Genomic DNA, 15,553 nt, shown 5'->3' with positions numbered 1-15,553 from the left:
CGGCATTCGTGGCGGCCGCCGCGAAACCTCGGCGCCCCTCTGGCGTTCTGGACGCAAAACACGCCACAAATAGTTCCGATACGTGTGCGGCTCCCATCCATCGCAGATTCACCGCGATGGATGGGAGGTGTGCGGATAGGACCGTGTCGCTACACCGATCAAGCAAATTCCTGGAACACGCTTATCAGATCTTGTGCCACGGAATTGGCATCTCTGCTTTCGATCCGATGCTTGGGTATGAAATACACCAGTTCGCCGTCTTTGAAAAAAGCAAACGATGGAGAGGAAGGCGGGATATCCGGAAAATAATTTCTGGCTTTTGCAGTGGCTTCGAGGTCCTGGCCGGCAAAGACGCTAACCGATTGATCGGGTTTTTTGTCGTTAGCGAGTGCAATGCGAAGCGCCGGTCGCGCCGTCCCTGCTGCGCAGCCGCACACTGAATTAATAAACAGAAGGGATAAGCCCTTCTGGTTTGCAAAAAAAGTATCGACGTCGGCAGAAGTCTGCAAATCCTTAACGCCGGCTTCTACAACTTCGTCACGAAAAGGTTTAACCAACAAAGGGCTGTAAGGCATCGTATTTCTCCTGTAGGGAGTAGGTTGGAATACGCCATGAGATGGCGGCGTACTGCTACGGAGATAACCCCGAGATGGGCTTCAGCGAAGTGCAATCAAAGCAATGTGGCAGGCCAAGACTCGATATAACCTGCCCTTTCGTTATGACCTCGGGCTCTTCCGCATGGTTCCTTGTGCAACCCCTGCCACGCACGATGTTCCGCTCTCTCTAATGGAGATGGGCAAGTCGCGATCACAGTACCATCGGACTGAAAATCCGGATCAAGAATTTTTGGATAACGAATGGGCTTGCGCGAAAGTCACAAAGCAACACAGAACCAGCCCCGAAGGGCATGGTCTGTGCTGGCGTATAACGTTTGTGGCGGCACTAGCGAAAAACGGGAGAAAGCAGGTTCGCTCACTGCGCTCGGAATGACAACTAGAAAAGCAAAAGCAGAAAATACCTCTCTAGACGACCAGCCACAAGACGCACCCCCTTTAGGATTTCGGCTTCGTTGCCGCGGTTCCCTGCGGGAGCGGTTCTTCGTGGACCGCGACCTCGTAGTTGTGGCCTAGCCAGCGATCACTCTCCGGCCAGTAGATCGTGAAGAGGATGCTCCCGGTCTCGTCGTGGGCGGTCTGGATGTCGATGAACGACCCTGGCCGGCCCACTACGCGGGAGTCGAGTGTGCTCTTCGTAGCCCAGTTGTCTGTGGTGTATACGACACGAAAACGTTCCGGATCCAGAATGCGCAGCGTTCCGCCCTGCACCATCGCAGAGATCGGTCTGCCGGTCTGGAAGATCTCCATGCGGCTCTGGAAGGTGCGTTTTTCCTTGGGAACCGCGTAGCGTTCTTCGACGACCGAGATGCGGTCGAAGACCTTGCCGTCAGCGACTGAGCGCAGCAGCTTGACATACTCGGCGTGGGCCCAGACCAGCGGCTGGGCGGAGCCCGCCGAACGGCCGAAGTACATGCCCTCCGAGGGCAGGTCGGCGTAGTCCCATACCTGCTCGGGCAACATGCCGCCGACCGAGCTGAACTGCTCCAGCGCGGTTACGAACGAGGTGACATCCTTGCCGGCAGCAAGCTCGTAGTGGGCGCGCTCGCCGGTCAGAATGGGCCAGGCGCGGCCCTGACCCCAGCCGAGATACGGGCCGCCATCCTTACGCTGGCCGTAGCCATCGTGGTTGTAGCGGCGCCAGCAGGGACCGTACGGTGTGTCGATCTTCAGCACCGCGTCGACGACCTTGAGTGAATCGATGATGAGCGGATCATCGGCCCGGCGAACACCGTAGCGGACCAGTTCGAGGAAGCCGCCGTCAATCAACTCGCGGGCCTCGAAGGCGAACTTCTCGCCCGGGCCGCGATTGGAGAGGTGCAGCGTGCCGGGAGGAATCTGCGGGTTGTGGAAGGGCTCGCCCTCAGCCGGCGGACGGATGCGCATGTAGTGATACGGAACGTCGGGCAGCAACATGCCGCGGTTGGTCGTCGTCCACTCATCGAGATGCGCTTCGATCCAGTCAGCGTAGTCCTCCAGGAACTTGCCGAGCTCTTCGGAGCCGTGCGCAATGCAGATATCGGCGGCACAGACGAGCGCGGAGATCACAGCCGCCAGGGTGGAGGGCGAGTAGCCGGCATTCTCCTCCCAGCGCTCCTGCTGGGTCACCGGCGCATAGCGAACGAGGAATGCGGAGGCGTTCACGACGAAGGGGAAGATATCGAAGTTGCCGAGGCCGTCGGCCTTCCACAGACGCCACGCGAGGATGATGGGGAACGCTACTTCATCGAGCTGAATGCCCTGCCAGTAGGGAGTTCCATCGATCCAGAAGTTCTGCGCGAAGCCGCCATCGGGATGCTGTGTGCAAGCGAGGTAGACGAGAGCGCGGAGGGCCGTGTCGATGCGGCCGCAGGCCAGCATGGCGGTCGCCGATTGCACCATATCGCGCGTCCAGACCAGGTGATAGCCGCCGAGGTCGGAGTCGGATTTGGATGCGCCCCAGGGGATCGACGCCGAGGCGATGAACGCGCCGGAGTAAGTCTTGTCCTCGTGGGTGAGGATAACGTTGTGCGAGATGCGCAAGAGCTTGCCGCCATCGGTCGCTGCCTTCGCCAGTCGCTTCGGTGATTCCGCGCGATGCCACTGGGCTATAAAGCGCTGCAGATGCTCGGCATAGGGAGTGGCGAGTGTCTGCATCATGCTGGCGAGTGCGGAGTGGTGTCCGTCGCCGAGCGAGATGGCGATGGTGAACTCGCGGTTCTTCGCGACGTCGATCTCGCCCATCATCGCGATGTTGCCGTCGAGCGCCTGACCGAAGCTCCAGGCCATGTGCATGTGCGAGCAGAGATCCTGATAGCCGTCACTGGTGCCGACGTAGCCGGAGCTCGAGCGCGTGAAGCCGCAATCGGCGCCGAAGGCCAGCGAGATGTTGTTCTTCCAGGCCAGGATGCAGCGCTTGCCGGCGATGTCCAGCGACCGCGCTGAGTTCCCTGCACCACCGCCATCCAGGTGCGGCGCGAGTAGCGCGTAACACTTGAGCCGCGAAAGGATTGCCTCATCGCCCTCGATCTTCACGTGCATCAACACGACCGGATGATGGGGGTCGGTGATGAACTCCTTGGTGACGGTGTAACGTCCGCCGATGTCGGTCGCCACGACGCGCACGGCCAGTGCGTCATCATCGACGTAGTGAAAGTCGTAGTTGAAGTCGCGCTTGTCTTCATGGAAAAAAGTCTCCTCGTCGGTGAAGAGCAGTTCCATGTCGCGCGTCTGCGGACGATCGATGGTGGGGTAGTAGATCTCGTTCAGCGTGCCGTGTGAGGCGGTAAACCAGATCCTGCTTGAAGCCGCATAGGCTGTTGAGACCGCATCTTTTTGGCTCGAAGTCCAACGCGGTTCAAGGCCGGGGCCGCCGAAGGCCGGGCCATCATCGTCCAGCCAGTGATACGTTCCGTCGAAGACGCTCATGGTGACTATGAGAGCACAAATCGACAGCGAGGTTACAGGGGCAAGAGCAAAAACCTTGACGCAACGGTCGCGACGGATGCGCCACGGTACGCGACGGCTTTCGTGGTGTTTCTTTGTGTAGCATAGCGCCCGTTGCGTCAGGGCTTCTTCACCGGAATTTCACGTCCACGGGCGTCGTGGGTGTAATCTCAACGATGTTGCGCCGCGAAACGCGGCGCGTGCATCCAACCAAGTGTGCGGAGCCGATGCGCTCCCCAACTCGAACGAACAGGAGCAACTTACCGTGGCTTTCGAACTTCCCCCTCTCCCTTATGACTATGCCGCTCTCGAGCCGACCATCGACGAAGCGACGATGAAACTGCACCACGACAAGCATCACCAGACCTATGTCACCAATCTGAATGGTGCGGTTGAGAAGCACCCCGAGCTCGGCACGAAGACGCCCGAAGAGCTGGTTTCGGACCTCGCCAGCATCCCTGAAGATGTGCGTGGAGTCGTTCGCAACAACGGCGGCGGACATGTCAACCACACGATGTTCTGGCAGATCATGGGACCGGGCGGCGGCGGCGAGCCGAACGGTGCTATCGCAGCGCAGATCAAGGCAGACTTCGGCTCGTTTGAGGATTTCAAGAAAAAGTTCAACGAGACGACCGCCAAGCAGTTTGGCTCCGGCTGGGGCTGGCTCGTGTTCAAGGGCGGCAAGCTGGAGATTCTGACCACGCCGAACCAGGACAATCCGCTGTCGCAGGGTCTGTATCCGATCCTCGGCAACGATGTCTGGGAACACGCTTACTACCTGAAGTACCAGAACAAGCGCCCGGATTATCTTGCGGCTTGGTGGAACGTCATCAACTGGGCTGAGGTTAATAAGCGCTTCGAGCACGCGAAGAAGTAGTTTTGTTGTGGATGTGACGAGGCCGCCCTTTGGGCGGCCTCGTGTGTTTTGTTGCTGAAATTTTGCCTGCCCCCATATTGTCATCTCGACCGAGCATCGCGAGTGGAGAGACCCCTTGACGCAGAGCGCGATACAAACGTCTGTGGCGCACTCTGCATCAAGAAACCCCTGTATTTTGTTCGAGTCGACGACGGTACTGATACGCGCATCGCGAAATACAGGGGTCTCTCCACTACGCATGACGATGAAACAGTCATGCTCCGGTCGAGATGACAGAGGTTGGGGAATGACAAAAACAACAAAGGCCCTCCGCGTGGGAGGGCCTTTGTTCTGTGAACCGTTCAGAGTTACTCGGGCTGTTGGGTGCCGCTGCGGCTGCCCTTGGGGCGGCGGTTGGCCTGGAGGATCTTCTTGCGCATGCGCAGCGACTTGGGCGTGACTTCTACCAGCTCGTCGTCTGCGATGAACTCGATGGACTGTTCCAGCGTGAGCACCTTGAAGGGCACCAGGCGGACCGCATCGTCAGAACCGGAGGCGCGCATGTTGGTTAGCTTCTTCTCGCGGACGCAGTTGACGTCGAGATCGTTGTCGCGGGAGTGCTCGCCGATGATCATGCCTTCGTAGACTTCAACGCCGTCGCCGAGGAACAGGATTCCGCGCTCTTGCGTGCCGTCCAGCGCGTAAAGCGTCGTAACACCCTGGCGGTCGGAGATCAGCGCGCCTGAAGGACGTTGCGGAATCTCACCGGTATAGGGGATGTACTCACCGGCGATGGAGTTCATCACGATGGTGCCGCGGGTCTCGGTGAGCATCTCGTTGCGCAGACCGATGAGGCCGCGCGACGGGACCTTGAACTCCATGCGGACACGGCCTGAGCCGTGGTTCGCCATCTTGACCATCTCGCCTTTTCTCGGTCCGAGGCGTTCGATGACCGTGCCGACGAAGCTCTCCGGAATATCGATGGTGAGGATCTCGGAGGGCTCCATGAGCTGGTCATTGATGCGCTTGGTGACGATGGTGGGACGCGAGACCATGAGCTCGAAGCCTTCGCGGCGCATCATCTCGATGAGCACGGAGAGCTGGAGTTCACCACGGCCCAGGACCTTGAAGTTATCCGGAGTGCCGGTGTCTTCGACACGGATGGAGACGTTGGTGAGGAGCTCCTTTTCGAGACGCTCCTTGATGTTGCGCGAGGTGACGAGCTTGCCTTCACGGCCAGCGAATGGTCCGTTGTTGACCGAGAAGACGATAGCGATGGTCGGCTCATCGATCTTGATCGGGGGCAGCGGCTTGGGGTTTTCGAGCGCGCAGAAGCTCTCGCCGATGGTGATGCCCGGGATACCGGCGACGGCGATGATGTCGCCGACCTCGGTCTCATTGGTGTCTGTGCGCTTGAGGCCGTTGAAGGTGAAGAGCTTGGTGACCTTGACGGTTTCGAGCTTGCCGTCGATGCGCGAAAGATTGACCTCCTGGCCGATGCGCAGCGTGCCGTTGAAGACACGGGCAATCGCCAGGCGACCGAGGTAGTCGGAGTAGTCGAGATTGGTGACGAGCACCTGGAGGTCGCCGTCAGGAGTTCCCGTTGCAGCCGGGATGGTCTTGAAGATGAGCTCGAAGAGCGGCTGCAGATCCACGCCGGGGACGTTGAGGTCCATAGTCGCGGTGCCTGCCTTGCCGTTGGTGTAGATGACAGGGAACTCGAGGACGCTCTCGTCGGCATCGAGATCGATGAAGAGGTCATAGACCTCGTTCAGGACTTCCTGCGGACGGGCGTCGGGACGATCAATCTTGTTGACGACGACGATCGGCGTCAGCTTGGCCTCGAGTGCCTTGGAGAGCACGTAGCGGGTCTGGGGCAGAGGGCCTTCAGAGGCGTCCACCAGCAGGACGACGCCGTCGACCATCTTGAGAGCGCGCTCTACCTCGCCACCGAAGTCAGCGTGGCCGGGGGTGTCGACGATGTTGATCTTGGAGTCGTGATACTGGATCGCCGTGTTCTTGGCGAGAATGGTGATGCCACGCTCTTTTTCAAGGTCGTTGGAGTCCATGACGCGCTCGGCAACGGCTTCGTTGGCGCGGAAGGTGCCGCTCTGACGCAGCATGGCGTCGACCAGGGTGGTCTTGCCGTGATCAACGTGGGCAATAATGGCGATGTTACGGATGGCTTGGGCGGTCGTCGAGGTGCTCACTTAGAGAGGGATCCTGTTCTGAATCAGTCTTAATATCGGTTTTTGGGAGCTAGGTGCGCGCGGGGAAGAAGGCGCAGGCCTTCAGGGCTCCGGAATTGTGTAAAAAGCGCGTCCCTGTTAGTTTACCGCATCGAGGCGGTATGCCCCATCAAGAAGGCGTAAAAGCCTTGACGCAACGGGCGCGAAGAGAGCGCCACGGTACGCGACGGCTTCTGGGGCGAGGCTTGGCATCGTCCCCCCCTCCGTGGCTAAAGCCACCGCAACAGATTGCCTTCTGACGGCTGGGCTGAAGCCCCGCCCCTTCAAAACGAAGTGAATTATGGGTGGCGCGCTTGGAGTTGTTGGCTAATTGCCTATGGGAGTTCCCCTATACTGAAAATTCACATGGATAACACTTCCTCGGGACTTCCGCTCCGCCCGCGCGAGCTCGCAGCGCTGAAAAACTATGAGCTCGACCATGCGTACGATGAGATGTTCTCCGGCGCGAATACCCTGCACGAGCACTACGAGCCGCTGCTGGAGCACTTTGCCGCGCTGCCGCCGGAAGAGGTCCAGCGGCGCAAACAGGCCGCCGATCTGAGCTTTCTCAACCAGGGCATCACCTTCACCGTCTACGGGCGCGATGAAGGCACGGAGCGGATCTTTCCCTACGACCTGCTGCCACGCATCATCACCGCCGCAGAGTGGGCGACGGTGGAGCGGGGCCTGACCCAGCGCATTACCGCGCTCAACCTCTTTCTCAAAGACATCTATAACGATGGCCGCATCCTGCAGGACGGCATCGTTCCGCGCGAGCTGGTGTACTCGTGCCCACAGTTCCGCCGCCAGATGAGCGGCCTGCAGGTTCCGCGCAATGTCTATATCGCCGTCTGTGGAACAGATTTGATTCGACTCGAGAACGGCGACTTCGCCGTGCTCGAAGACAACCTGCGCGTGCCTTCGGGCGTGAGCTATATGCTCACCAACCGGCGCGTAATGAAGCGCATCTTCCCGCAGCTCTTCCGCAGCTACAACGTGCGGCCGATCGAGCACTACACGCAGGTGCTGCTGAGCACGCTGCGCTCGCTCGCGCCGGAGGGCCGTCCGGAGCCGAACATCGTGCTGCTGTCTCCCGGGGTCTTCAACTCCGCCTACTTCGAGCATGCGTACCTGGCTCGTCAGATGGGTATTGAGCTCGTCGAGGGCCGCGACCTCGTGGTGCATGACAACGTCTGCTACATGCGCACCACCAGCGGGTTGCGGCGCGTGGATGTGATCTATCGGCGCGTGGACGACGACTTCATCGATCCGCTGTCCTTCCGCGCGGACTCTATGCTGGGCGTTGCGGGGCTGTTCAATGCGTATCGCGCGGGCAATGTGACGCTGTCCAACGCCTTCGGCACCGGAGTCGCCGACGACAAGGCGATCTATGCCTATGTGCCGGACATCATCCGCTACTACCTGAGCGAAGAGCCGGTGCTGAACAATGTCGAGACCTACCTCTGCGCGAGAGAGAAGGACCGTCAGCATGTGCTGGCGAACCTCGACAAGCTGGTGGTCAAGGCGGTGGGCGAGTCAGGCGGCTATGGCATGCTGATTGGCCCACACTCGACCGCCAAGGAGCGCGCGGATTTTGCCGAGCGCATCAAGGCCAATCCTCGCAACTACATTGCGCAACCGACGATCAGCTTCTCTCGCGCGCCGTGTTTGATCGGCGATGAACTGGAGCCGCGGCACGTCGACCTGCGGCCCTATGTGCTGTATGGGGACAAGGTCACGATCGTGCCCGGGGGACTTACGCGGGTCGCGCTCAAGCGCGGGTCGCTGGTGGTGAATAGCTCACAGGGTGGCGGGTCGAAGGATACGTGGGTGTTGAGTTAGCGGTGTGACCGGAGAAGGGTGCTTGCCTTTCTGGTTTGTCATTCCGAGCGTAGCGAGCGAACCTGATTTCTCCCGCTTTTCACCAATGTCACCACAAGTGCGATGCCCCAACACAGGCTATCTCCTTCCAATACCGTCCTATATGTCTATGGGTGATACGAACAAAGAACGGGAGACAGCAGGTTCGCTCGCTACGCTCGGAATGACAAGCCAGAAAAACAAAGACAAAAACAACTCGTCGCGGGTACGCGGGCTGGGGATCACAATGGTCAGCAGCCATGTGTGGGAACTCGACGGCGCCCAGGGCAGACTATAAAACCCTTGTCTTTAATGAGGCATCGGCCCATCACCGGTGGATTAAATTTTGCAGATTGTATTGACTGACCACCAGTCATTACTGATAATCTCTACATACGGACTTGGCGAGTTCGAGACTGGGCGTCGTAGCCCGGTGGTAAGGAGTCGTTGCGATGTACGAGAATGAAACGGATTTGAGAACAGCGGAGAAGGAGCTGGCGGCCTTTTATACGGCTGTGCTGAAGACATACGGGCCGGAAGAAGCGATCGCGGCAGCCATGGACTGGATCGAATCTTTAGAGACGATGGATTGCGTTGCAGACGGCGACGCTTCGGGTTGGCGGCCTGTGACGATTGCCGCTGCGGCTTGCGTGGCCGCCAGAGTTACCAACGCCCCTGCGAACGCATGACTTTCCCGCATGTGCTCTATGCTGCTGTTAGTGACCTTTGTTCTGCCATGGAGGACATGTATTGACGCGTACTGCTACCAAAGCCCGTCCTCGGACCAAGCCCCCTCAAGAGCGGCGTGACGAGCTGATCCATGCTGCCTATCGCCTCTTCCTGGAACAGGGCGTCGCCCCTACAACGATCGAGCAGATCACCTCGCGCGCCGATGTCGCCAAGGGGACGTTCTATCTCTATTTTTCGTCCAAAGAGGACGTGCTGGAGGCACTCCGCGAACGGTTCGAGCTAGGGCTGCTGGAGAAGATACAAACAGCGGTCGCCACGAAGGCAGCGGAGGATTGGCCAGGAAAGCTGAAGGCTTGGGCCCAGGCCGGAGTGGCCGGCTATTTCGATTTAAAGCCGCTGCACGATGTTGTCTACCTGGAGTCCCATCCGGCCGTCGGGAATGGAGGCCTTTTCAACAATCGCGTCATCGATCATCTCCTGGAGCTGCTGCAGGCAGGAGCTGCCGCCGGAGCGTGGTCGATCGACGACCCTCACTTCACAGCCGTCTTTTTGTTCAACGGCTTCCACGGCGTTACGGAGGCGGCCTGTGCCTCTGAAAAACGAGTCAATCGAAACCGCCTGACGGACAAGCTGGAACGCCTCTGCCTCAGAACCGTCGGATTGCCGTCGGATGGAAGGATCCCTTCAAACACAGCCGCCGTCAGTGTAAAGTGAAATCTCCGTTACATTTTTCCGAAGCGGCAGCGATTTCATCAGGCCGCAGAGGGAAAGCCTTATCCAGGCCAGTTTGTATCAGGAAAGGGAGACGATTTGCTCTCACGTGTTGCCGATTCGCTCTACTGGATGTCGCGCTATCTGGAACGCGCGGAGCACACGACGCGCCTGCTCGACGTAAACCTGAACCTGATGCTCGATGAGAGCGCCACCAGCTCCGACCACCGCTGGCAGCGTCTGGTACAGGCTCTTGGCAAGCCGCGGCGCATCCGCTGGAACGGCGACCCCTATGAGCTGGCGCGCACGCTTACCTTCGATGTGAACAACAAGTCTTCGGTGCTCTCCTGCATCATCCGCGCGAGAGAAAATTCGCGCCATGTGCGCGAGCAGATCTCGACCGAGCAGTGGCATCGGCTGAACTCGCTGTACCTCGAAGTCACGCGGCCTGAGCTGCAGAGCGTGATGCACGCCGAAGCGCTGCAGGACAACAGCGAGACACCTGCCGCGTTCCTGCAACAGGTGATGGAGGCCGTCCACCAGTTTCAGGGCGTGACGGACTCGACGATGTCGCACGGCGAGGGTTGGCACTTTATTCAGGTCGGCCGTTACCTGGAGCGTGCCACCGCGACCGCCATACTGCTCGAGGCCTATCACGAAGACCTCTGGTCGCAACCGGACCGCCTGCCCGAGGGCAATGAGTATCTCGAGTGGATGGGGCTGCTGCGTAGTGCAACGGCATTCGAGGCCTACTGCAAGGTCTACACCGCCGACCTTACGCCTGAGCGCATCCTTGAGTTTCTGCTGCTCGACCCGGAGTTTCCGCACTCGCTGCGCTTCTCCATCGACAGCCTGCAGACCGCGCTGCAAGCCATTCAGCGCAACTCCGGCAAGAGCCGCGCCGAGGAGCTGCACCGCATCGCTGGACGCCTCAGCGCGAAGCTCGGCTTCGCCAGCGTCGACGAGATTCTCTCCGGCGACATTGTCAGCTATCTTCGCAGCATCCAACAGGAATGCCAGGCGATTCACGAGACGATCTATCACTTGTACGTCGATTACTCGATCCAGACAGCCCTCGCGGGCTGATTCAGCAACACAGCAACACGCTTCACCAGAGGGCTATTCGCAAGAGAACTATGTTGACTCTCACGCAGTTTGAACCGACCACGAACCGCACGGAGGGCCCCATGTATTACTCGATCCGGCATCTGACGAAGTTCCTCTACAAGACCGAAGTGAGCGAGAGCATCATGGAGACGCGCATGCACCCGCGCTCTGACCAGAACCAGCGATGTCTCACGTTCCATCTCTCGGTCAGTCCGCGCTGTCGCGTCTTCAGCTATCGCGACCACCTGGCCAACCAGGTCCACCACTTCGATATCCCAGGCCAGCATGGGCAGCTGGTGATTGTCGCCGAGTCGCTGGTCGAGATGCAGCCGCATCTGGAGGTGCCTGCATCGTTGCCCGAGAGCTCCTGGGCGGAGCTCGATCGCCAGGTCCACCAGAGCGACTTCTGGGAGATGCTGCTGCCCAGTGAGTTCGCAACTTCGACTCCGGCACTCGAAGAACTCGCCAATCATCTCGATCTGCGCCGCCGCGACGATCCGCTGAGCGTGCTGCACAAGCTGAACGAACAGCTCTACCACTACTTCGACTACAAGCCGCTCTCCACCAAGGCCGATTCACCGATCGATCTCGCGCTCAGCACCAAGGGCGGCGTCTGCCAGGACTTTTCGCACATCATGATCGCGCTGGTGCGTACTCGGCTGCAGATTCCCTGCCGCTACGTCAGCGGCTATCTGTACCACGGCGAGGATGCACGCGACCGTTCGGAAGCATCGGCGACCCATGCCTGGGTCGAGGCCTTTCTGCCTGAGCTGGGGTGGGTGGGTTTCGATCCGACGAACTTTCTAATCGCCGGCGATCGCCATATTCGCACGGCTATCGGCCGCGACTACTCGGACGTACCACCCACGCATGGCGTCTTCCGCGGCCGCGCCAAGAGCGAGCTGACAGTCGCGGTACGCGTGACGCCGAGCGAGGGCACGCCGTCGCTCGACCGCGAGCTGCCTGTGCCGGAAGACTGGTCGATCCTGGTAGAAAAAGCCCAGGCTCTCCCCGAGCAACCTGCACCGGCAAAACGGCAGCACCAACAATCGCAACAGCAATAGACTCAATCTGTCTGCGGCTATTTAGAGAAATAGAAAAGCGTTGGAGTGATTTTCCCTAGAGAAAACCACTCCAACGCTTTTCCGAGTTATGAACGAAGGCAAAATACTTCAGATTAGAAAGTAAATTTTGCCCAGAGCCGAATAACCCTTCCTGCTGCAAGCGACCCATTTGAAGCTGAAGAGCGATTCAGAGAGGGATTCATAAAAGAAGAGCCTCCAACATCCAGCAAATCAATGTCGAAGGGTTCGACGTTGTTATGGTTCCCTACATCCTGTGCTTCAGCCCGCAGCTGAAGAGTGTTTCCTTCTATATGCGTCAGGCCATGGAGTGGGATACTTTTTTGAAGTGCAAGATTCCAGTACTGTACTCCAGGCATGCGGAAGCTATCGCGACGCACATTGCCGGAAGCAGTTGGAATCAAGAAATGAACTGTAGATGAATCGACCGGCGAAAGGGTGCCGCTCGTGTTGTTCGTAGCGAGATCATAATAAGTGCCGGGTACGGCAGGATTTCCTGTGACCGCATCCGGCCCCAAAAACGCACCATCAATACCAACTGCGGTGTAAGGCGCGCGCGGGTTACTAAGCGTAGGACGATCATTCGCTGAACTTCCGTCGCCGTTTGTATCTATTCCACTGAGAGACCAGGTTGAAGGAGGTCCCGATTGCAGAGTGGTATCCCCAGAGATCGTCCAATCATTGGTGATCAGGGACAGTATTTTTTCACGGTTATACCCAGGAAGGCTGTAAACGTATTGGACAGAAAAATAGTTCCGATGATCGTAAGGAGATGCGCCCCATTCTCCGGAACGGCCTCCCGGGGCAAGATTTGCAGAATACGAGGTTGGCTGGTTGAAGGTCGTAAATACTTCCGAACCATCATCCAGAGATTTGCTGAAGGTATAGGTCCCATTGACCAGCAGTCCGTGCTTGAAGTCATGCGAGACAGAAGTTGAGACGCCGTGATAAATAGAGTCTGCGAAATTACCACGAGCTATGATCGGTCCTCGAGTCGGATCGAGACGCTCGCCGGGCTGATAATCATTTGCCTGCGTAGGACCAAAATAATTGTATTGCTGATTGGCAAAGAGCTTCTCCGAGCGAGTACCCACATAGTTGATCGTCAACTTGAGGTTGGCGGGTAACTGCCGTTCAAACCCAAGATTCCACTGAAAGGTCTGTGGGTTGACCAGGTTATTGACTACAAGCTCAAGTGTATTTGTAGGATCGATAACCGGAGATAATGTCGGGATAATTGACGTCGCGTTGGCCACACCGCGGCCTTGCGTGGAAGTGGCAATAGGCGCAGCAATGTTAGGAGCCGATGTTTGACTATTGTCGACAATATTCAAGAAAAGGGGATCGTAGAAGATACCGAATCCCGCATGGTATGCCATTTTACCGGCACCCAGCCATCCACCGCCCTGCGGAGTGAAGGCCAGACCAATACGAGGAGCTATGTTGTTTTTATCTTCTTTAACCCTAATTTTCGTGGTGATAGGCAGGAAAGGATTATTGGGGTCCATAGCGGGAAAGCCCACCGAGTTTTCCGGATTCGCCTTGTACTCGTAACGAGCTCCCAAATTGATCGTAAGTTCTGGGGTGAATTTTATATCATCCTGGATGAAATAGGCCTGGTTGTAGGCGTGGGGATCAACACGGCTCTTCCCAAGATCGATAGTCGCGCTGCCCGAAGGTCCAAGGTAATTATCGATAAAGTTTCCAAGATCAGAGAAGCCACCTCCTTTATTGAAGGTGAGCGAGCCGTTGTAGTTGAAGGGAACGCCAGATACAGCAATCTCTCTTCCTATATCGAAACCTACACGTATCGTTTGGCGGCCCCTTGTATAGCTAACCGTATCTTGAAGCTGATAAACATCCTGCGCGCTGTCCTGCGGATAACCAGGAGCAATCCCAAGCCCAGGGAAACCAGCCTGGCTCTCACTGGCAAAATTAAGCTGTGGCAGTTGAGACAACGGATTGGCTGCGGTTGCTGGCGCCAGAAGGAAACCAAAGTTCGTGCGCAATTCCGATGCACGCAGTTCGTTCACCATGTGCGAAGAAAAAACGTGCGTCCATCCGCCGCCGCCTTGCTCTGAAGTTCCTCCCTGCGTTGTATCGAAGCCGGGGAGCGCCGTGTTATTCGTGAAGAAATCGGGCGAAAGGCTTGACCGGTCATGCAGGTACCGGAAGTAGAAAGTATCCGATGAGGTGGGGAGCCAGTCTACACGGTAGAACCACTGGGTATCAGGAGCCTTCTGCGGGGCCGCCTGCCGCTGAAAGTTGCCCAGTTCAACACCTGGACGTCCATTTCCAAGTGCTACTGTTGTAGTTCCCCCAAGGGAAGTCGATGAATTTAGATAGCTACCATTGTCGAGTAGAGACAGTAGAATTCCCGCGTTTGGAGATTGCGAAACTAGGCCTTGCAACACTGCAATTCCGTTGGCATCGGGAAGAAGATTTACGGCTGCTGTCTCATTTCCATAGATGCGCGACCATTGCGAAGACCCGAATGCAAAAAGTTTGTTCTTGATGATCGGACCACCAACCGTAAACCCATATTGGTGCTCGTTTGAGCGCGGCTTTGCACCATGAGTGTGCGGCCCCTGGCGTTGGATTCCATCCAACGCATTCAATCCGGAACCCGAATATAAGTCCCAAACGCCGCCATGGAAGTGATTGGTTCCGCTCTGAGTAACCAAATTGACAATTCCGCCGCCAGCCCCACCATACTCGGCCGATGCTGAATTGGTGATGACGGTCACAGACTGAAAGATGTCAGGTAATTCCGGCTGAAGAGCCTGCCCAGCTATCGTTGGCTCATTGATATCCTGCCCATCGATAAGAAAGTTATTAGCTCGCGGACGGGAACCATTGACCTGAATCGATACGCCATCTCCCTGGCCGCCCTGATCCGTCAACTGAACTCCTGGCGCCGTATAGGTGAGCTCGATAGGGTTGAGACTGAAGATCGGGATATTCCTTAGCTCTGTCGCGCCGAACGTTCCAGCAAGTTGTGCATTTTCAGTATCGATGAGATTGGAAGTGGCCTGGACATCCACCGTGGTTGCAGAAGTTCCCACGGCTAACGTGGCATCATACGAGGTGACGATGGAAGGGTCTACCTTCAAATGCTCGACATTCGCAACGTCGAATCCAGATGCGGTCGCACGCAGGGTATACAAGCCGGGACCTAGCGCATCAATACGATAAGCACCACCACCATTGGTCGTAGCATTGCGGGATTCTCCCGTCAGCTCATTACGGACAGCGATCTGCGCGCCAACGATCACCGCTCCGGTAGAATCGCGCGCAACCCCTACAAGGATACCTTTGCTTGTTTGAGCCAGTGCAATGCCTGTTGCCAATAGAAAAAGTATGGCAAAGATAAGAGCCTTCTTCATTCTGTCTCCTGATAACTCGCGTGCTAGATGTATCAAGAGCCAACGAAGACGTTTAGCCTCCTGCATTTCCTGATTCCGCAACGCTGTTTTTGTG

General features: G+C 57.7%; 10 protein-coding genes. 6 read left to right on the top strand and 4 right to left on the bottom strand.

Features of this window, described 5'->3' with window-relative positions:
- Positions 1-158: 158 nt before the first annotated feature.
- Both GSQ91_RS03885 and GSQ91_RS03880 read right to left on the bottom strand, forming a co-directional pair.
- Complete coding sequence (locus GSQ91_RS03885) at positions 159-575, bottom strand: BrxA/BrxB family bacilliredoxin (RefSeq protein ID WP_158819934.1); 417 nt, start codon at positions 573-575, stop codon at positions 159-161.
- 477 nt (positions 576-1,052) lie between these two features.
- Positions 1,053-3,521, bottom strand: a complete 2,469-nt coding sequence (locus GSQ91_RS03880; RefSeq protein ID WP_158819933.1) for a glycoside hydrolase family 15 protein — start codon at positions 3,519-3,521, stop codon at positions 1,053-1,055.
- A 283-nt stretch (positions 3,522-3,804) separates the two neighbouring features.
- On the opposite strand from GSQ91_RS03880, the gene GSQ91_RS03875 reads away from it, so the two are divergent.
- On the top strand, positions 3,805-4,416 hold the full coding sequence (locus GSQ91_RS03875) for a superoxide dismutase (RefSeq protein WP_158819932.1): 612 nt from the start codon (positions 3,805-3,807) through the stop codon (positions 4,414-4,416).
- A 347-nt stretch (positions 4,417-4,763) separates the two neighbouring features.
- Here the strand turns inward: GSQ91_RS03875 and typA are convergent, their stop codons facing one another.
- Positions 4,764-6,605 carry a translational GTPase TypA gene (typA, locus tag GSQ91_RS03870; RefSeq protein WP_158819931.1) on the bottom strand — a complete coding sequence of 614 codons (1,842 nt, stop codon included), beginning with the start codon at positions 6,603-6,605 and terminating at the stop codon, positions 4,764-4,766.
- 471 nt (positions 6,606-7,076) lie between these two features.
- On the opposite strand from typA, the gene GSQ91_RS03865 reads away from it, so the two are divergent.
- From GSQ91_RS03865 to GSQ91_RS03845, 5 genes are all read left to right on the top strand, one after another.
- Positions 7,077-8,465, top strand: a complete 1,389-nt coding sequence (locus GSQ91_RS03865) for a circularly permuted type 2 ATP-grasp protein (RefSeq protein ID WP_371417083.1) — start codon at positions 7,077-7,079, stop codon at positions 8,463-8,465.
- A 470-nt stretch (positions 8,466-8,935) separates the two neighbouring features.
- Entirely contained in the window at positions 8,936-9,172 is a 237-nt protein-coding gene (locus GSQ91_RS03860) for a hypothetical protein (RefSeq protein WP_158819929.1), read from the top strand.
- A gap of 61 nt (positions 9,173-9,233) precedes the next feature.
- Positions 9,234-9,887: a TetR/AcrR family transcriptional regulator gene (locus tag GSQ91_RS03855; RefSeq protein ID WP_158819928.1), complete on the top strand. Its 654-nt coding sequence runs from the start codon at positions 9,234-9,236 to the stop codon at positions 9,885-9,887.
- 96 nt (positions 9,888-9,983) lie between these two features.
- The gene (locus GSQ91_RS03850) at positions 9,984-10,970 is read left to right on the top strand and encodes an alpha-E domain-containing protein (RefSeq protein WP_158819927.1); all 987 of its coding nucleotides are present in this window, start codon (positions 9,984-9,986) and stop codon (positions 10,968-10,970) included.
- 101 nt (positions 10,971-11,071) lie between these two features.
- Positions 11,072-12,055, top strand: coding sequence for a transglutaminase family protein (locus GSQ91_RS03845; RefSeq protein ID WP_158820093.1), 984 nt, complete (start codon positions 11,072-11,074; stop codon positions 12,053-12,055).
- Positions 12,056-12,168: 113 nt separating this feature from the next.
- Here the strand turns inward: GSQ91_RS03845 and GSQ91_RS03840 are convergent, their stop codons facing one another.
- Entirely contained in the window at positions 12,169-15,459 is a 3,291-nt protein-coding gene (locus GSQ91_RS03840; protein ID WP_158819926.1) for a TonB-dependent receptor, read from the bottom strand.
- Positions 15,460-15,553: the final 94 nt, after the last annotated feature.

It is taken from the genome of Granulicella sp. S156 (assembly GCF_009766105.1).
Taxonomy (GTDB): domain Bacteria; phylum Acidobacteriota; class Terriglobia; order Terriglobales; family Acidobacteriaceae; genus Granulicella.
The sequence above is the reverse complement of the archived record's forward strand: the minus strand, read 5'-3'. Positions and strand labels throughout refer to the sequence as shown.

What these genes read in the sequence shown, in the direction of transcription:
- GSQ91_RS03885 (WP_158819934.1), bottom strand. Translation starts at nt 575, where the DNA reads ATGCCTTACAGCCCTTTGTTGGTTAAACCTTTTCGTGACGAAGTTGTA.
- GSQ91_RS03860 (WP_158819929.1), top strand. Translation starts at nt 8,936, where the DNA reads ATGTACGAGAATGAAACGGATTTGAGAACAGCGGAGAAGGAGCTGGCG.
- GSQ91_RS03880 (WP_158819933.1), bottom strand. Translation starts at nt 3,521, where the DNA reads ATGAGCGTCTTCGACGGAACGTATCACTGGCTGGACGATGATGGCCCG.
- GSQ91_RS03865 (WP_371417083.1), top strand. Translation starts at nt 7,077, where the DNA reads ATGTTCTCCGGCGCGAATACCCTGCACGAGCACTACGAGCCGCTGCTG.
- GSQ91_RS03840 (WP_158819926.1), bottom strand. Translation starts at nt 15,459, where the DNA reads ATGAAGAAGGCTCTTATCTTTGCCATACTTTTTCTATTGGCAACAGGC.
- GSQ91_RS03845 (WP_158820093.1), top strand. Translation starts at nt 11,072, where the DNA reads ATGTATTACTCGATCCGGCATCTGACGAAGTTCCTCTACAAGACCGAA.